Here is a 17151-nt window from a genome sequence, read left to right as displayed (position 1 = left end):
AAGAATACAGATGTCGGTTTTCAACTCAAGGTCATGATATGAAAGCAATTATTTCGGCAGCCTGCATGGCTGTCCTACTGTTAAGCGGCTGTGTGAACAACTCAGCTGTACTCACGACCGATAAACATGGAAAGGTCAGTCGGATCATTCTCGCGAAGTCGACTGGAAGCGTCGCTTCCGATGAAGACCTTAAGCGCGTCGTGGTCGCCAGTTTCTACGCACGGATTTCAAATCCAAAACCTAGCTGGACTTATCGTCAACCGATGGTGCTTAACAAACACCCGACAGTGGAAAGCTATCTGCGTGACGGGAAGCGGGATTGACAGGCAGCCCATCTCTTAAAATACCGATCGGACGCCGCGGGCGCCCGATCCTGTTTTCCGCAGACCTCGTCGATCACTCAGCAGCGACGATCTTGCCGCCTTCCCACTTGTAGAGCGAGAAGCTCTGCGAGGTCAGGTCGCCGGCTTCGCCGTAGGTGACCTTGCCGATGGCGGTCGGGATCTCCTTGCCGTCTTTCAGGGCGGCGGCGACGGCTTCGGCATCCTCGGCGCTGCCGGCCTTCTCGATTCCGGCCTTCAGCACTTCGACGGCGGCATAGGCATTCAGCGTGAAGGCCTCGGCCGGAATGTTCTTGGCGGCGAGCGCGTCGGCGGCCGTCTTGGAGTCCGGGCTCTTGGTGGCGTCGGAGGCGTTGGTGAACAGCGTGCCTCCCGCCGCATCCGTGCCGATCGCCCAGAATTCGGTGTTGGAGAGGCCATCGCCGCCGATGATCATTGCGTTGGCGGAGAGATCATGCAACTGGCGGGCGAGCAGGCCGCCTTCCGGGTGATAGCCGCCGAAATAGACGATATCGACCTTCTCGGACTTGATGCGGGTGGTGAGCGCGCTGAAATCCTTGTCGCCGGGCGTGATCGCGTCATTGACGACCTCGGTAACGCCGCCGGCGTTCAACGTCGCCTTGAAGGCATCGGCGAGGCCTTTGCCATAGGCGCCTTTGTCGTTGACGATGGCGATGCGCTTGTCCTTGAAGTTCTGCAGCACGTATTTGGCGGCGACTTCCGCCTGCTGGTCGTCGCGACCGCAAGTGCGCAGCACATTGGTGAGGCCGCGCTTGGTCAGGTCGGGGGCGGTCGCCGTCGGGGTGACCATCAGCACGCCGTTTTCAGCCAGCACGTCCGAAACGGGGATCGCGACACCCGATGTCACCGGGCCGACGACGAAGCGGATGCCGTCGCCGACGACCTTGTTGGCGGCGGAAACGCCCTGCTTCGGTTCGCCGGCATCGTCGGCCAGTTCGAGGACGACCTTTTCGCCGAGAATTCCGCCCTTCTTGTTGATCTCGTCGACGGCGGTCTGAGCACCGTTCTTCACCTGATCGCCATAGGCGGCGACCGGGCCGGTCAGCGGCGCGATCAGGCCGATCGTGATATCGGCATGGGCAAGCGGTGCAAAGGCGAGTGACGCGACGAGGGTCGCCGTCAATGTCTTGAGGGTCATTGTCTGTCTCCTTGGATGGGGTCTTCGACCCGCGATGAGGTGCCGCGCCGGCCTTCCCCGATCATTCAACAGCCTTTTCGGGGCCGTGCCAAGGACGATCGGTATCGGCGCGATCAGCGAGCCCGCCGGCCATGTTTGACTCGAGGAAGCTCATGCGAGATTTCTAGGAATTTTGATGAGATTGCGCAAGTTCATAACAAAATGGACGGAAAATACGGTCGATCCGACCGAAAATGCGCTTGAGCGGATCATTTTCTACGTTTTTCAGGGATTTTTCAGGGGGCGAGGTCGCCAAAGGCCAGGGCCGCCGCCGGACGAAACCACCTCCATACGGTTGTCTTTATCTTTCCCATTAACCGTTAGTTTGGCCAATGACACTACGATCCCACCATACCCAAATACGGCAGCATTGAAAAAGAGACGACATAAAGAATTACGTAAACATATCGGGAAACAGAGATCTGGATGCTCAAGCGTATCGATGCCGGTCAGGTGCGGATCGGAATGTTTGTGGAGGCTGTCGAGGGCCTGTGGCAGGATCCGCTTTTGTCCAAGCGCAGATTTTCCCTGCGGCGCGAGGTCGATGCGGCAAAAATTCGTAAATCCGGCACCGCCAGCGTCGTCATCAATACCAGCAAGGGGCTCGACATCAACGGCCTGCCGGGCCGTGACATCGAGGTCGACATCCAGGCGGCGCGCGAAACCGTCCAGAAATCCGTGCAGTTGCTGGAGGAGGCTTTCGGGCGGCTGCGCAATGGCGACGGAATCAGCGTCGATCACCTGACGCCAGTCATTTCTTCCGTCTCCAAATCGATGGATGAGAACCCGTCGGTTTTCCTCAGCGTCACACGCCTGAAATCAAAAGACGAAGTGACCTTCCTGCATTCCATTTCGGTGAGCGCGCTGATGATCCTTTTCAGCCGCCATCTTGCACTCGATGAGCATACGATCCAGATGCTCGGCACCGCGGGTCTGCTGCACGACGTCGGCAAGCTTGAAATTCCGCTTGAAGTCCTCAACAAGGCAGGGCCCCTGGAAAGGGATGAGATCAGCTTGCTCCGGGGCCATCCGGAGAAGGGGCATGCGATCCTCTCGCGGCAGGAGGGCATGTCGGAGATCGTCCTCGACGTTTGCCTCAATCATCACGAGCGCATTGACGGCAAAGGCTATCCGCGCAGCTTGTCCGGCAGCGAGGTGAGCCTTCACTCGCGGATTGCGACGATCTGCGATGTTTACGACGCTATCACTTCAGTGCGGCCGTATAAGGCGCCGTGGAGCGCCAGCGAGGCACTGAAATGGATGCTCGGCGCTGAAGGGCATTTCGATCGCCAGCTCTTGAAAAAATTCGCCCTCTGCCTTTCCGTCGCTTCTGTGAGCTGAGTTTCTTGTATCTTCAGACGGAAAGACCCGCGACAGCATTGTCCATCGCGGGTCTTGAGGATCTTCGATCGCCTCTCAGATGTTGTTCTGAAGGATGGTCCTGAGCTTGCCGAAAAGTTCGTCGATATGGTGCTTCTCGATGATCAGCGGCGGGGAGAGCGCGATGATGTCGCCGGTGGTGCGGATCAGAAGTCCGCTCTCATAGGCCTTCAGGAAAGCCGTGAAGGCGCGCTTGGTGGGTTCGCCGGCGATCGGGTCGAGTTCAATTGCGCCGATCAGGCCGGTGTTCCTGATATCGATGACGTTGGGGCAGTCCTTGAGCGAATGCAGCGCGTCGGCCCAATAGTCGGAAAGTTCGGCAGCGCGGGTGAGCAGGCCCTCTTCCTTGTAGGTGTCGAGCGTGGCGAGGGCTGCAGCGGACGCGATCGGGTTGCCGGAATAGGTGTAGCCGTGGAAGAACTCGATCATGTGCTCGGGGCCGTTCATGAAGGCGTCATGAATCTCGGAGGTGACGAACACGGCGCCCATCGGGATGACGCCGTTGGTCAGTCCCTTGGCGGTGGTGATCATGTCGGGCTTGACGTCGTAATATTGCGCGGCGAACGGGGCGCCGAGGCGGCCGAAACCGGTGATGACTTCGTCGAAGATCAGCAGGATGCCGTGCTTGGTGCAGATTTCGCGCAGCTTCTGCAGGTAACCCTTCGGCGGGATGAGGACGCCGGTCGAACCGGCGACTGGCTCGACGATGACAGCGGCGATGGTGGACGCGTCATGCAGCGTGACGATGCGCTCGAGTTCGCCGGCGATGTCGCCGCCATGCTCAGGCTCGCCGCGGGTGAAGTTATTCTTGCCGGGCTGGTGGGTGTGCGGCATGTGATCGACACCGGTGAGCAGCGTGCCGAACATCTTGCGGTTGGCGACGATGCCGCCGACGGAAATGCCGCCGAAATTGACGCCGTGGTAACCGCGCTCGCGGCCGATCAGGCGGAAGCGTGAACCATTGCCCTTCACGCGGTGATAGGCAAGCGCCACCTTGAGCGCGGTCTCGACGGATTCGGAGCCGGAATTGGTGTAGAGGACGTGGTTCATGCCTTCCGGGGCGATGTCGACCAGACGGTTCGCCAGTTCGAAGGCCTTGGGGTGGCCGAGCTGGAAGGCCGGGGCGTAATCGAGCTCGCCCGCCTGCTCGCGGATCGCCTCGGTGATCTTCGGACGGCAGTGGCCGGCGTTGACGCACCAGAGGCCGGCCGTGCCGTCCAATACCTGACGGCCGTCATGGGTGGTATAGTACATGTCCTTGGCGCCGACGAACAACCGCGGCTCCTTCTTGAACTGGCGATTTGCCGTAAACGGCATCCAGAAGGCGCGAAGATCGTTCGGCGTATTGAGGCGGTTGGACATGCTGTTCTCCTGGCCGTCGACGGCCCGTTCCCGAGGGCTTGTCGCCCGAATTTTTACTGCCCGGTCAAATTATCAGGGCCTCTCAACGCGTCAACGAGAAAAGTCCCGACATGCTTCCGCCCGGAAGAACGCGCCAAAAGACACGACCGGCAAATCGCCAGATTTGCCGGTCGTGCCGTTAAGGTTCACGTGCTGAAATATCGTTGCCGAGGCTTCCGGGAGGATTCCCGAGCGCCACCGGCACGGCTGACGGTCATGTCAGCGCTATCATCAGGCTGCAGATCTGCTTCTGCTCGGAACGAGGTAGATGTCTTCGAGCGTTGCCAGGATCTTCATGACCGGCTCGGACGTGCTTGAGTAATAGATGGTTTGGGCGTCGCGGCGGGTCTTGACCAGCTTCTGCGCGCGCAATTTCGACAGGTGCTGCGAAAGAGCCGACTGGCTGAGGCCGACTTGCGTGGCAAGGACGCCGACGGCGACTTCGCCCTTCACCAGGCTGCACAGGATCAGCAATCTTTTGGGGTTGGCCATGGCTGACAATAGTGCTGCCGCCACATTCGTGTGGTCAGCCAAATCAGGGGTTTCCATATTGTTATCTTCCTAATGCGAAACGTACATCATCTGTATGGGGCAGGCCGTACCGGAGCGGCGGCCAAAACTAGCAACTCGGCTCGAAGATTGTATATACCTAAATTTAAGGTATCGAGTATGCTATTTTAGATATGTTTGAACAAATGTGATCGGAATCGGCAGCGAGAGTTTCGAATTCGTATCGCACCAAAAAGTCCCCGGAAATGATCTCAAAACCCGCCGGATCGACGCCGCAGATGCGCCAAGAAGGTGATTCCGGGGCATTTAAGCGCACCGCAAGGGTTGCCGCCACGTCGGGATGGCGCTCTACTAAATCTCGCACTGTTTCGGCCGCTTTGGCGGCGATCGCCTCGTTTGCCGGCGATTGGATGACGAGGTCACTTCCGTCGAGATGGTAAGCGCGGCCGAAGCCGCCGTTGAGGCTCGCCCGCTCCGGCTTGAGACGGAAGAAGAGGAAGTCGGGAAAATCGATATAAAGTTTTGCCTTGGGATGGCGATCGAGAAAACGCGTGCGGATGCGCTCGTGGAAGCGATGACCAAGCTCGACCGGCTCCGCCACACATTGGGTCGTCAGCCGGCCATGGGCGAGGGGATCGCCCTTGCCCGGCTCGCTGGTGAGCAGTGACGCGCGTGGATCCCTTGCCAGTGCCTTGGTGTGAGCCGAAAGCCTCGAAACGAGGATGACGGGCGTGCCGTCGATATCGGTGGCGAGAAGAACGCGGCTGGCGAAAGGAAAACCGGTCTCGGGATCGAGAACGGCGATCGCCGCGTGCCGAGCGGAGCGCAGCAGCACGCGGGCGAGTTTGCGGGCCTCATCATCGGTTTCGCGTATAGGCGATGGCTGATCTTTCATAACCGCTTTGTGACAAAGCGGCTTGAAAACATCAAGCGTCCTCCTTGCGGCGATGGCGTGTAAGGCCGGCGACGATATCCTGGGCCGTGATGGTGCCGATGACCGTGCCGTTTTCCACGATGCCGATGCTGCCCGGCTGGCGGGCGAGCACGTCGAGGATATCGACAAGCGGGGTGGCGGCGCGGGCCGTGGCGCTGACGCTCATGCCGGCGGCCGTCTGGCCGAGGCCGGGCTGCATGACATCGGCGGCGGTCAGCATGTTGATCGGATTGAGGTTCTGCACGAAATCGGCGACATACTGATCGGCAGGGTTCTTGACGATATCATGCGGGGTTCCGCACTGAATAATGCGGCCGCCCTCCATGATGGCGATGCGGTTGCCGATGCGGAAGGCCTCGTCGAGATCGTGGCTGACGAAAAGTATGGTTTTCTTCAGCCGCCGCTGGAACTCCAGGAGTTCATCCTGCAGGCGGGTGCGGATCAGCGGGTCGAGCGCCGAGAACGGCTCGTCCATCAGCAGGATCGGCGCGCCGGTGGCAAAGGCGCGGGCAAGGCCGACACGCTGCTGCATGCCGCCGGAAAGCTCGTTGACCTTGCGGTCGGCCCATTTCGTCAGGTTGACGAGTTCGAGCTGCTCGCCGACGCGCTGCTTGCGTTCGGCCTCCGGCATGCCGGCAAGTTCGAGACCGAAGCCGACATTTTCCGCCACTGTGCGCCAGGGCAGAAGCGCGAACTGCTGGAAGACCATGGAGACGGTGTGGGTGCGCAGGCCGCGCAGCGCCTTGGCATTGCATCGGTAAGGGTTGACGGGGCCGGTGGAGGTCGAGACCGAAACGTCGCCGCGCACCACGGGGGCAAGCCCGTTGACGGCGCGCAGCAGCGTCGACTTGCCGGAGCCGGAAAGGCCCATCAGCACGAGGATCTCGCCTTCCTCGATGGTCAGCGAGGCATTGGCGACGCCGAGCACGAGGCCGGTTGCGGCGCCGATTTCGTCACGCGTTTTGCCCTGATCGACCATGGCAAGCGCCGTTTCCGGCCGGTCGCCGAAGATGATGCTGACATTCTTAAAGTCTATCGCTGTCATGCGCCGTCTCCTTCGTCCCCTGCGCGGAATATGCGGTCGAGAATGATCGCCAGGATGACGATGCAGAAACCGGCGTCGAAGCCTTTCGCGATATTGACGGTGTTCAGCGCGCGTACGACAGGCACGCCAAGTCCGGGAGCGCCGACAAGCGCGGCAATAACCACCATCGACAGCGACAGCATGATGGTCTGGGTGAGACCCGCCATGATCTGCGGCGCGGCGAAGGGCAGCTCGACCTTGCGCAGCACCTGCATCGGCCGCGCGCCGAAGGCGACAGCGGCTTCAACGAGGGACGGCGGCGTCGAGATGATGCCGAGGCGCGTCAGCCGGATGGGGGCGGGAATTGCGAAAATGACGGTTGCGATCAGGCCCGGCACCATGCCGAGGCCGAACAGGATCAGCGCCGGGATCAGATAGACGAATGTCGGGATCGTCTGCATGAGATCGAGCACCGGGCGCATCGCGGCATAGACCCAGGGGCGGCGGGCGGCGGCAATGCCGAGCGGAATGCCGATCACCATACAGACGAAGGTGGCGGCGAGCACGAGAGCGAGCGTCTCCGTCGTCTCCTTCCAATAGTCCTGGTTCACGATGAGCAGCAGCCCAAGACAGGTGAAGAGGGCGACCGCGATCGACCGGCGCAGCCAGAAGGCGATGCCGGTGATGGCCGCGATGACGATCAGTGGATGAGGCTTCTGCAGCACGAAGAGCAGGCCGTCTATGGCGCTCGACAGCAGGAATGCCAGCTGGTTGAAGAACCACTCTCCATTCGAGGTCAGCCAGTCCACGAAGGATTTGGCCCCGGGGCCGATGGGAATCTTAAAGTCGGTGATCCAATTCAAGGTGCGCGCCTATCCAAAAAAAATCAACAATCGGACAAAAATGAAACGGGGCGGCAAGCCGCCCCATTCATACCATCAAAGGCCGAGGCCGGTCTTGGCGGCTGCGAGCGCTTCGCCTTGGCCGTCGCGGGTCTTGACGCCGGCGAGCCAGGGCTCGAGGGCCGAGGGGTTGGCCTTCAGCCATGCGGAAGCGGCTGCTTCAGGCTCTTCGCCGTCGTTGAGGATCTTGCTCATGATCTGGTTCTCCATGTCGAGGGAGAACTTCAGGTTCTTCAGCATGGTGCCGACATTGGGGCATTCTTCGAGATAGCCGGCGCGAACGTTGGTGAAGACCTTGGCGCCGCCGAAGTCGGGACCGAAGACGGCATCGCCGCCGCTCAGATAGGTCAGCTTGAAGTTGGTGTTCATCGGATGGGGTTCCCAGCCGAGAAAGACCACCGGCTTGCCTGCCTTGTCGGCGCGGGCGACCTGGGCGAGCATACCCTGTTCGGAGGATTCGACCACCTCCATACCCTTCATGCCGAAGGTGTCCTTTTCGATCATGTCCATGATCAGGCGGTTGCCGTCATTGCCGGGCTCGATGCCGTAGATCTTGCCGTCGAGATCGTCCTTATGGGCCGCGATGTCCTTGAAGTCCTTGATGCCGAGTTCCGCCCCCTTGGCGTTGGTGGCGAGCGTGTACTTGGCGCCGACGAGGTTCGGGCCGAAGGATTCGACCGACTTGTCGTCGAGATAGGGACGGACGTCCTTTTCCTGGGTTTCCATCCAGTTGCCGAGGAAGACGTCGATGTCCTTGTTCTTCAGCGAGGTATAGGTAACCGGCACCGAGAGAACCTTGACGTCCGTCTGATAGCCGATGCTCTTCAGAACGACGGATGCGGTGGCGGTGGTGGCGGTGATGTCGGTCCAGCCGACGTCCGAGAAGCGCACGGTGGAGCAGCTTTCAGGGTCTGCGGCGAAGGCGGCGGTCGCAACGGAGAGGGCGGCGACGGCGGTTGCGGTGACAAGTTTGAATGTGCTTGTTGTTTTCATTTTAGACTCCCAGTCTTTAGGTCCCCAAGCCAATCACCAATAGCCCAGTTTGACAAGCGACCTCAGTGCGTTTGCGTCGTATCGACGGGTGCGATTGCGACGTCGCCGATTTTTTCGCAATGTCTCGTTTTCGCGGCTTTCGCCGGTCTTTAGGTGCTGATTCTTGTGATTATCGCGGGCGCGGGGCTTTTCTTTGCGGTTGTGAGCTTTCAATAAGCCGAGCAAGGAGACATCGGATGGCAAAACTCTATTTCAACTATTCGACGATGAACGCCGGCAAGTCGACGCTGCTGCTGCAGGCCTCCTACAATTATCAGGAGCGCGGCATGCGTACGGTGCAGCTGATCGCCGCCTTCGACGAGCGCGCCGGCCGGGGCGTCATCGGCTCGAGGATCGGGCTGGAAGCGAGCGCCATCCCCTTCGAGCCGCACGAGGATCTGTTCCAGCTCATCGCCGGGCTGCGCGGCGAGGGGGCACCGATTTCCTGCGTCTTCGTCGACGAGGCGCATTTCATGACGGCCGTCCATGTCTGGCAGCTTGCCCGTGTCGTCGATCGGCTCGGCATCCCTGTCATGGTCTATGGGCTCCGGACCGACTTCCAGGGCAAACTGTTTCCGGCCTCGCAGGAGTTGTTGGCGATTGCCGACGAGATGCGCGAAGTGCGCACGATCTGCCATTGCGGCCGCAAGGCGACGATGGTGGTGCGGCTCGACGCCGAAGGCAAGGTGCTGCACGAGGGCGCGCAGATCGATGTCGGCGGCAACGAAAAATATGTCTCGCTCTGCCGCAGGCACTGGGACGACGAAATGAACGGGGCCTGGATCGCAGAGCCGGTCTGAAGGAGGAGCCCTGTTTTCTTTGGCGCCATAAGCGACTAGCCTGCGGGCAGGAGATTCCCTGGAGAAATCAGGTGCGCAAAGCCCCGCCATTCGACAGCCGTTATGAAGCCGCCGGGGGCTTCGCCGAAAAGATCGCGGCCGATGGAGTCTACTGCGCAGCCTGCATCCGTGCCTTTGACAGCGACGAAAAACATTCGGCCGATGAGGTCTTCCTCGAACAGAATGTGCGCTTTCAAGACCATATCGCAGATGGCGCCGCGCTGGACGCGCTGCTCGCCGAGCTCGTCCTCTCCCTCGACCGGCTGACGGCGGAAGTGTCGGCAGACCTCGACAGTTTCCGGGGATTGACGATGCGCGAGAAAATGGCCGGCTGGACGTCGCGCCAGCGGATGTGGCGGATGTATACCGAGCGTGTGCGCGAGGCGCCCGTTGTCGAGCGGTTGCTCGACCTCTTGGTGAAATCGGACGCGCTTGCGGGGCTGATCACCACACAGCGCGCTGCGCTCATCGAACGCCACAAGGCGGCGGAACACAATCTCGTCAGCATTGTCGAGCACCGCCGCCGGCTGGTCGATTCCATCGATATCGCCCGTCTCAGGATGAAGGAGCTCAACGCCAAGGCGCTGACGACGCAGGGTCGCATCGGCGTCTACGGCAACAGGGCGCATTGGGAGCAGATGGAGGCGGAGCGGCGGGCGCTGAAGGCGGAGGCCGAGCGCATCTCCGCCGAGGAGCACGAGATGCGCGACGACAGCCAGCGGCGCGAGCGCTTCATCAGCCTGTTTCAGGCCTTCGTCGATGCGATGAACGGCCAGATCGCCGCCTGCAACGTGCTTTTGTACAAGCTGATGATCGATGTCGAGGAGCGGCTGATCATCTATCAGGCCCAGGTCGATACCGACAGGCCAGGCATGAAGGTCAGGATCAAGCCGGAGTTCTTTCCCAATATCGCCGCGCCGATCAGTTTGTTCGAGAAGGGCATGCTGGTCGCCCAGGATCTGGAGCGGCGCAAGGGCCGCGCCGATCTCGAAGTCGCGAGACGGCTTCCTGCCTATGCCGAACCATCGCCCGAAGCACCGGGAGCGCCGCTCATCGATACGGCCCGCAGGCCTTTCCGCTTCAGCCTGCCTTTTCTGCGTTCCTGAGCCCGAGGCGCGGCCGCGCTGCTTTCATTCGTAAAAATCGAGAGGCTCGTGTTGTGCTCGGCCCATCGAGCGCATATGTGGATGCAACGGGGGCGCGATGTCCGCCGCATAATTCCTTAAGTCGGAATCGATTTAAGGAATTATGCAGCAACTCAAAGTGCTACAGCGTCCTTAGCGCGTCTGAAAAGACGCGCGGCGCTGTAGTGTTCGCCTCGCCTGACAGGAGACGACGATGCTTGACCGGATAGCCGGTTTCTTCAGGCTGATCGGCCAGACGATCGGCCGCTGGGCCCGCCTGTTTTTCGCCTGGGCCTTCTGGCCCTTTCTCGCCGCGCATGGGTGGTATCAGCGCCGGAGCTGGATGGTCCGCTTGCCGGTCATCGCATTCGTAGCGCTCTTCGTCGTGCTCTACGGCTATTTCTTCTGGCAGACGCAGGTCTGGACGAATTTCAACACCGCTTTCGTCGACCAATACCGGCTTTCCGAACGCAAGGTTCCCGCTGGGCAGGAACTGCCTGTCGCCGAGGCGAGCGGCGCTGCCGCCGCCAAGACCTGCCAGCGCTCGGCCATCGTCGACGTCACGGCCGACCTGACCGATTTCAACGTCAACCAGAACGCATGGATATCCTCCATGCTGCTCTACAAGATGGGCTTCTTCGGTATCGACTGGGATCACACGCCCTTCCTCGATAACAAGGCATCGTTCCAGCGCGGCATCAACCAGGCGGTTCGTCGGACTTCGGCGGAGCTCGTCGATTCGCTCGGGCGCGTGCGCGGCACATCGGGCGTCAACAACGACCTGCAGCGCGCACGCGGCCAGCTACAGTTCGACGAGTACAGCTGGTATTTCGGGCTTCATCCCTTCGGACCGAAGACGCCGACGCCTTCCTTCTACCGCACGGCGATCAGCGACCTGCGCAAGTTCAACACCGATCTTGCTGCCTGCAACGCGATTTTCGACGGTCGCGCCGACAACCTCATGCAATTCATCGACCGCATCGCCAACGATCTCGGCAGCACCTCCGACATCCTGGCCGAGCGGTCGGAACACCACAATCGCGGCTGGTTCGACACCCGTGCCGACGACCGGTTCTGGTTCGCCTATGGCCAGCTCTATGCCTATTACGCCATCCTGACTGCAGCGCAGGCGGATTTCTCGCAGGTCGTGCAGGAACGCAATCTCGGCGCCATCTGGGGCGGCACGACGCGGCAGTTCCAGGCGGCACTGCGCATTCAGCCGGCGATCATCTCGAACGGCCGCGAGGACGGCTGGATCATGCCGAGCCATCTCGCCACCATGGGCTTCTACATTTTGAGGGTGCGCTCGAACCTTGTGGAAATCCGTTCGGTGCTCGACCGGTAGAGCGTGGTGACGATTTAACGTCTTGGATTCCCAAGAGCAAGCAAATCAGATTTCAGCGCATTCACACCCGCTGTGCTGAAGATGTCGGTACCCTATCGGCGGCGGGACTGGTACCGCGTCAATGTCAATCTCACCCGGCCGTCTTCGCGTTGGGGACAGGCTGCTATGGACAGGTCTCATCACTGGCGGCAATGTGGCTCAGGATTCGATGCAGGGAACCGGCATGGAGAATCTCGAACTTTTCGAACGTTTCGGGCTGGCGATCGCCATCGGCGCCATCGTCGGCGTGGAACGCCACTGGCGTGAACGCGATGAGGAGGAAGGAAAGCGCACCGCTGGGCTGCGCACTTTCACGCTTGTCGGTATGTTGGGTGGGCTTGCCGGCTTTATCGAGCAGGCCGTTTCCGCCCCATCAACGCCCGACGGGCTCGTCGTTACCGGCATCCTGATTATCTTTTCGGCCGTCTTCGCGCTCTATCAGTACCGGGAATCGGAGGCATCCGGCAGCTATAGCGTTACGTCTGTCATCGCCGGGATGGCCACTTTTTCGCTCGGGGCATTGGCTGTGCTCGGGAACCTGACCCTTGCAGCCGCGGGCGGTGTAGCGTTGGTGGCGATATTGGCCAGCCGCGAGGTGCTGCACGGCTTCATGAAAACGCTGACTTGGAATGAACTGCGTTCGGCGATTATATTTCTCGCCATGGCCTTCATCGTATTGCCGGCCCTTCCCACAACGCCTATCGGTCCCTTCGGCGGCGTCTCGCCAGCTGAAACCTGGATGCTGGTCATTCTGCTCGCCGGCATTTCCTTCATCGGCTATGTGGCGGTGAAGGTGCTCGGACAAACGCGCGGCGAATTGCTGGCCGGAGCCGTCAGCGGCCTGGTCTCCTCCACAGCTACCGCCATCAACAACGCCCAGCTCAGTGCGGCCGGTCATCCGCCACAGGTGTTGGTCGCCGGAGCGCTTGCTGCCAATGCTGTCTCCTGCCTCAAGGTCGCGCTATTTTCGGCCCTCATCGCCGCGCCGATCGCGTGGCGGATCGGCCCGGCGCTTGTCACCGCCGCCCTCGTCATGGGCGGCATTTCCCTTTTGATCGCCCGCCGCAGTACGGGGGAACAGATATCCCGCAGTTCGCGAAATCCCTTCGAACTTCGGGCAGTGTTGAAAATGGCGCTCCTGCTCGTCGCCGTGGCCTTTCTGGCGCGGGCATCGGCGGCTTGGTTTGGCGAAGCAGGCCTGCTGACCGTTTCGATGCTCTCGGGTATCGCCGATGTCGACGCCATTGCCGTCACCGTTGCCGGCATGCTTGACAGCATCGGCACTGAGCTTGCAGCGGCCGCTCTCGGCGTTGCAGTGATCTCCAACACCGTAGCGAAAAGCGGCTATGCTATGGCATTCGGCACGAGCGCCTTCAGCATACGCTTCCTCTTGGCCAATGCCGGAGCGCTCGCTGCAGGATTCTTCGTTTATCATGCCCTGCCTGCGCTGGTGCAAGCAGCGGGCATAATTCCTTAAGTCGGAATCGATTCAAGGAGAAAATTATGCAGCAATTCAAGATGTTGCAGCGTTCTTAGAGCGGTTCGGCTTTTCATGGAAACGCAGAACCGCTCTATCCTTTTGTTTTTACGCAATTCCCGGCAAAAGCGCTTCGCGCTTTGCCTGGAATTGCTCTAGCGTGTCTGAAAAGACGCGCGGCGCTGTAGGGGCTATGCGCTGAGGGCGGTCAGCCAGATATCGTGCCGTCCTCGACGCAGACGACACGCAGTTTCTCGACGAATTCGTAGGTGACGCCGACGATGCCACCGCGGCTTTCATCGTCACGGAAGCGGCCGACGCCGCGCACCAGTTTGTAGCCACCAAGCCGGTTGTCGACGCGGTAGACGAAATGGAAGCCGCCGCCGTGACGGCTCGCCTCTTTGAAGGTCTGGGCGATCAGGCTGCGATCCTCCTCATGGATGCGCGACATCAGTTCGGTTAGATTGACGGGGCCGTCGCTGTAGGGGAGGGCGAAGATTGCGTGCACATCCTCGCTTGCAAAGAAATGTCCGGTCTCGATGTCGATACGCCAGAAGCCGAAAAGGCGATAGGCAGCGAGCATCTGGACGATTTCGGCATCGGTGATGCCGATGTGGGTGCGGGATTGCTCTGTCTTGTCAATGACGGGCTGTTCAAAGCGAAGAGACACGTTTCCCCCAATTTACGGGATGACGTTCTGACTCTCGTCTGATTGCTCAGTTGATCAGCTTCAATCGAATTGCTTTTGCTACTAATTGGGTGCGGTTGACGCAATCGAGTTTTTTGATCGCGTTCGTCATGTAGGCATTCACTGTATGGTCCGACAGCGTCAGGATCTGGCCGATTTCGATCGAGGTCTTGCCCTGTGCGGTCCAGCGCACGACTTCGAGTTCGCGCGCCGACAGCGCATTGTGGACGCTTTCCTCGTTACGTCTGACGGTATTATATGCGTCGAGGGCGTGGAGGATGATGATCGCCAGCTCGTTGACCTCGCTCTGGCCGAGCGCGGCACGTTCGCCGCAAAACCAGAAGACCAGGCGGCGGCCGTCGACTGCAATGGTCGGCATGGCGACCCCCGCCGGTATCGCATGGTGCAGCATCAGGGCGCGCAGTTCGGCTGGAAAGGCCTGACCATTGACGGCATCGTTGAGGTGCCACGCTAGCGGCACGGCCGACTCCCTCAACCGCAGGCCGAAAGGACAACCACGCATCATGTTGGCGCGGTCGAAGTCGCGGACATAGGCGGCGGGAAGCGAGCTTTCGATCAACAGCGGCTTCAGCAGGATGTCTTCCGGGGAAGGGGCGTGCATCAGCGTCGCATGAGACAATCCGAAGGCCGCGGATACTCTGCCGAGAGCCTGCGCAAACAGGCCGCGCGTTCCTGCGACTGCAAGCTCCGCCGAAAGCAACGACTGTCTTTCAGAGGTGGTCATGTAAGACATTTGTACGCCTCCGGCAGCCCCGATGTTAACGCTATCAAATACAGAAACAGCGGCGGATGCTAGTCCCAATTGCCTTATCTCGCGCCGATTATTCCGAATCGTGAAGAAATAGTCACAGTCGCGCGCGTCTCGGTTGAGTTGTCGCCGGTGCAAGTAGCGTTGTGGTATCTTTGACTTCTCCTGCGGCGGGGCAGCTGTGGATTTCGCCCAAGCCGGGCAGGAAGAGAATCATGCCGGAAGAGGCGGGGGCGGCGCGAGGTGCCGAAATCCGGCTTGCTGCCGCCCGATGCAATTGCTAAGCGTATTCGCATGTATAACTGAGGCGATTTAATCGTGCGCTTTGCAAGCAAATTGCATCTGAAGTATCTGCTTTTTCCGGTATTACTTGTTTTTCTTCTTTTGAGCTTGCCGTTCGGTGCTGCGACCTCGCAGGCTGCCGGACAGAAGCAGCCGGCAGGGCAGCCGCCGATGCGCTTCATCCTCGTTCACCATCCCCTCTGCGTGGAAAACTGTCCGGGATGGATATCGGCAGAGGGACGCATAACCTCCGATACGCCAGCCCAATTTCGAAAAATTCTGAAAAAGATCGGCGGTCGGAAATTGCCGATCGTCTTCCGGTCCGAGGGCGGTGATGTCGAAGCCGCTTATGCGATCGGCCGGATGATCCGCAAAGCCGGTCTGGAAACGGCGGTAGGCGGCACGCGGCTGAAGGATTGCCCGGCTGACGATCTGCGTTGCAATGCCGCCATCGCAAAGGATGGGACCGCGCTTGGCAACACCTATTCGGCCGGTGCTTATTGTTTTTCCGCCTGTCCGCTGGCATTCGCCGGCGGTACGGAGCGGGTCGCCTCGCAATGGGCGTTGATCGGCGTCCACCAGATCACGACAATCTATAACAAGGTGCGGGTCTCCTACCGCATCGAATACAAGATCGTGAACGGCAAGAAGAAGGAAATCTCCCGCAAGGAAGTTGGACGCAAGTCAGCAGGGCAGAGCAGTTCCACCAAGCTCGGCAAGAAGGCCGCCGCGGCCCTGACGGGTTACCTGAAGGAAATGGGCGTCAGCGCCGATTTGATCGGCCTGATGATGAGCGCCACGCCTGACAGCATCAAGATCGTACCGACCGCAGATTCACTCCGTATGGGCCTCATGACCGATATGCTGGCCTACAAAGAATGGCCCGGCATGCCTGCCTGCGGGCCGGATGCGGCGGCCGGGGCTGTCTGCCATGGCCATCCCCCGGTCGAAACGCCCGTAGCCAAGATGCCTGTGCAGGATGCGGCCGCAACCACGGGCGAGAGCCTGCCGAAAACCCGGCCGATGGACTTTCTCCTGATGTACAGTGGCAATTGTCAGGAAGAGTGCATGCAGTGGATTTCTGCGGATGGAGACATCACGCCGGATACGCCGGCTCGGCTGGAAGCGATCCTGAAGACGCTCGGCGGAAGAAAGCTGCCGGTGGTCCTTCAGTCCAATGGCGGGGACATGGGTGGGGCTTTCGCGATGGGGCGGATGATCCGTGCTGCAGGTCTGGAGACCTCCATTGGCAGAACGCAGTTGCCGAATTGTCCAGAGCTGGATCCGCGTTGCAACGCCAGTATCGCCAAAAACGGACCGACCAAAGGCGAGGTCTTTGCCGCCCGTGCCTATTGCCTTTCGACCTGTACTCTTGTCCTGATGAGCGGAACGCCGCGGATTGTCGGCTATTCGTCTATCGGCCTCGTTAGACCCACGACGGCTGAATATACGAAATTCCGCGCCTATTTCGACGAGATGGGCGTCAGTGCCGAGACATACGAGACGGTAATGCCTGCCATATCAACTGAGCGAGGAAGGATCATACTTCCTTCTCAGGCCCTCGAGCTTGGCATCATCGATGGTATCATTCCCTATGATGAAGAGCCTGGATTGCATGTCTGCGGGCCGGAGGCGAAGGAAAGTCTCCGGTGCCCCAGAAAGCCGGAGGCAGAAGCAGGCCCTGTCACAGCCACGGTAAATTGACATCGGGGTGTGAAGGCACGCTGTAGCGGCAATCGTGATGCGCCAGATAAACACCGAGCGTGGCAGCCGCAAGGCGCGGCGCTATTCACACCCTGCCGATATTTCGCTATCCCGATGAAGAGGAAATGTCGGCTCCGCTGCCGCGGAGCTCGGGAGGGGAGC

Annotated in this window: 16 protein-coding genes; 7 read left to right on the top strand and 9 right to left on the bottom strand. The window is 60.3% G+C overall.

Features of this window, described 5'->3' with window-relative positions; all coding sequences use genetic code 11:
- Window positions 1–38 precede the first annotated feature (38 nt).
- The gene (locus CO655_RS33435) at window positions 39–323 is read left to right on the top strand and encodes a hypothetical protein (protein ID WP_141514332.1); all 285 of its coding nucleotides are present in this window, start codon (window positions 39–41) and stop codon (window positions 321–323) included.
- Window positions 324–396: 73 nt separating this feature from the next.
- Here CO655_RS33435 and CO655_RS17230 read toward each other — a convergent pair whose 3' ends face one another.
- Window positions 397–1500: a branched-chain amino acid ABC transporter substrate-binding protein gene (locus tag CO655_RS17230; protein ID WP_097665572.1), complete on the bottom strand. Its 1104-nt coding sequence runs from the start codon at window positions 1498–1500 to the stop codon at window positions 397–399.
- Between the two features lie 465 nt (window positions 1501–1965).
- Between CO655_RS17230 and CO655_RS17225 the strand changes: the two genes are divergently transcribed.
- Entirely contained in the window at window positions 1966–2880 is a 915-nt protein-coding gene (locus CO655_RS17225; RefSeq protein WP_010032582.1) for an HD-GYP domain-containing protein, read from the top strand.
- A 75-nt stretch (window positions 2881–2955) separates the two neighbouring features.
- Here CO655_RS17225 and CO655_RS17220 read toward each other — a convergent pair whose 3' ends face one another.
- From CO655_RS17220 to CO655_RS17195, 6 genes are all read right to left on the bottom strand, one after another.
- The gene (locus CO655_RS17220) at window positions 2956–4281 is read right to left on the bottom strand and encodes an aspartate aminotransferase family protein (protein WP_097604492.1); all 1326 of its coding nucleotides are present in this window, start codon (window positions 4279–4281) and stop codon (window positions 2956–2958) included.
- Between the two features lie 270 nt (window positions 4282–4551).
- The gene (locus CO655_RS17215; protein ID WP_064684394.1) at window positions 4552–4869 is read right to left on the bottom strand and encodes a metalloregulator ArsR/SmtB family transcription factor; all 318 of its coding nucleotides are present in this window, start codon (window positions 4867–4869) and stop codon (window positions 4552–4554) included.
- 106 nt (window positions 4870–4975) lie between these two features.
- Complete coding sequence (locus CO655_RS17210) at window positions 4976–5725, bottom strand: pyridoxamine 5'-phosphate oxidase family protein (RefSeq protein ID WP_097665570.1); 750 nt, start codon at window positions 5723–5725, stop codon at window positions 4976–4978.
- Window positions 5726–5756: 31 nt separating this feature from the next.
- A complete protein-coding gene (choV, locus tag CO655_RS17205; protein ID WP_097604497.1) occupies window positions 5757–6809 on the bottom strand; it encodes a choline ABC transporter ATP-binding protein in 1053 nt (350 codons plus the stop codon).
- Window positions 6806–7651: a choline ABC transporter permease subunit gene (gene choW / locus CO655_RS17200; protein ID WP_064684391.1), complete on the bottom strand. Its 846-nt coding sequence runs from the start codon at window positions 7649–7651 to the stop codon at window positions 6806–6808. The genes choV and choW overlap by 4 nt, the downstream gene beginning before the upstream one ends.
- A gap of 75 nt (window positions 7652–7726) precedes the next feature.
- On the bottom strand, window positions 7727–8683 hold the full coding sequence (locus CO655_RS17195; RefSeq protein WP_097665569.1) for a choline ABC transporter substrate-binding protein: 957 nt from the start codon (window positions 8681–8683) through the stop codon (window positions 7727–7729).
- A 236-nt stretch (window positions 8684–8919) separates the two neighbouring features.
- Here CO655_RS17195 and CO655_RS17190 point away from each other — a divergent pair, with 236 nt between their 5' ends.
- The 4 genes from CO655_RS17190 (at window position 8920) to CO655_RS17175 (ending at window position 13546) form a co-directional block, all read left to right on the top strand.
- On the top strand, window positions 8920–9522 hold the full coding sequence (locus tag CO655_RS17190; RefSeq protein WP_010030170.1) for a thymidine kinase: 603 nt from the start codon (window positions 8920–8922) through the stop codon (window positions 9520–9522).
- 71 nt (window positions 9523–9593) lie between these two features.
- Window positions 9594–10667 (top strand): hypothetical protein, encoded by a 1074-nt coding sequence (locus CO655_RS17185; RefSeq protein ID WP_097665568.1) that lies wholly within the window; start codon window positions 9594–9596, stop codon window positions 10665–10667.
- 232 nt (window positions 10668–10899) lie between these two features.
- Window positions 10900–12030 carry a DUF2333 family protein gene (locus CO655_RS17180; protein ID WP_097604504.1) on the top strand — a complete coding sequence of 377 codons (1131 nt, stop codon included), beginning with the start codon at window positions 10900–10902 and terminating at the stop codon, window positions 12028–12030.
- A 223-nt stretch (window positions 12031–12253) separates the two neighbouring features.
- The gene (locus CO655_RS17175) at window positions 12254–13546 is read left to right on the top strand and encodes a DUF4010 domain-containing protein (RefSeq protein WP_097665618.1); all 1293 of its coding nucleotides are present in this window, start codon (window positions 12254–12256) and stop codon (window positions 13544–13546) included.
- A gap of 208 nt (window positions 13547–13754) precedes the next feature.
- Here the strand turns inward: CO655_RS17175 and CO655_RS17170 are convergent, their stop codons facing one another.
- Both CO655_RS17170 and CO655_RS17165 read right to left on the bottom strand, forming a co-directional pair.
- Window positions 13755–14216, bottom strand: a complete 462-nt coding sequence (locus tag CO655_RS17170; RefSeq protein WP_097665567.1) for a PAS domain-containing protein — start codon at window positions 14214–14216, stop codon at window positions 13755–13757.
- 46 nt (window positions 14217–14262) lie between these two features.
- The gene (locus tag CO655_RS17165; protein WP_097604513.1) at window positions 14263–14988 is read right to left on the bottom strand and encodes a LuxR family transcriptional regulator; all 726 of its coding nucleotides are present in this window, start codon (window positions 14986–14988) and stop codon (window positions 14263–14265) included.
- 333 nt (window positions 14989–15321) lie between these two features.
- On the opposite strand from CO655_RS17165, the gene CO655_RS17160 reads away from it, so the two are divergent.
- A complete protein-coding gene (locus CO655_RS17160) occupies window positions 15322–16989 on the top strand; it encodes a hypothetical protein (protein WP_097604516.1) in 1668 nt (555 codons plus the stop codon).
- Window positions 16990–17151: the final 162 nt, after the last annotated feature.

Source organism: Rhizobium sp. M1, from assembly GCF_002531805.1.
GTDB lineage: Bacteria > Pseudomonadota > Alphaproteobacteria > Rhizobiales > Rhizobiaceae > Rhizobium > Rhizobium etli_C.
This window is presented reverse-complemented; position numbering and strand designations above follow the sequence as displayed.

What these genes read in the sequence shown, in the direction of transcription:
- CO655_RS17190 (WP_010030170.1), top strand. Translation starts at nt 8,920, where the DNA reads ATGGCAAAACTCTATTTCAACTATTCGACGATGAACGCCGGCAAGTCG.
- CO655_RS17220 (WP_097604492.1), bottom strand. Translation starts at nt 4,281, where the DNA reads ATGTCCAACCGCCTCAATACGCCGAACGATCTTCGCGCCTTCTGGATG.
- CO655_RS17175 (WP_097665618.1), top strand. Translation starts at nt 12,254, where the DNA reads ATGGAGAATCTCGAACTTTTCGAACGTTTCGGGCTGGCGATCGCCATC.
- CO655_RS17230 (WP_097665572.1), bottom strand. Translation starts at nt 1,500, where the DNA reads ATGACCCTCAAGACATTGACGGCGACCCTCGTCGCGTCACTCGCCTTT.
- CO655_RS17210 (WP_097665570.1), bottom strand. Translation starts at nt 5,725, where the DNA reads ATGAAAGATCAGCCATCGCCTATACGCGAAACCGATGATGAGGCCCGC.
- CO655_RS17165 (WP_097604513.1), bottom strand. Translation starts at nt 14,988, where the DNA reads ATGTCTTACATGACCACCTCTGAAAGACAGTCGTTGCTTTCGGCGGAG.
- CO655_RS17180 (WP_097604504.1), top strand. Translation starts at nt 10,900, where the DNA reads ATGCTTGACCGGATAGCCGGTTTCTTCAGGCTGATCGGCCAGACGATC.
- CO655_RS33435 (WP_141514332.1), top strand. Translation starts at nt 39, where the DNA reads ATGAAAGCAATTATTTCGGCAGCCTGCATGGCTGTCCTACTGTTAAGC.
- CO655_RS17225 (WP_010032582.1), top strand. Translation starts at nt 1,966, where the DNA reads ATGCTCAAGCGTATCGATGCCGGTCAGGTGCGGATCGGAATGTTTGTG.
- choV (WP_097604497.1), bottom strand. Translation starts at nt 6,809, where the DNA reads ATGACAGCGATAGACTTTAAGAATGTCAGCATCATCTTCGGCGACCGG.
- CO655_RS17215 (WP_064684394.1), bottom strand. Translation starts at nt 4,869, where the DNA reads ATGGAAACCCCTGATTTGGCTGACCACACGAATGTGGCGGCAGCACTA.
- CO655_RS17195 (WP_097665569.1), bottom strand. Translation starts at nt 8,683, where the DNA reads ATGAAAACAACAAGCACATTCAAACTTGTCACCGCAACCGCCGTCGCC.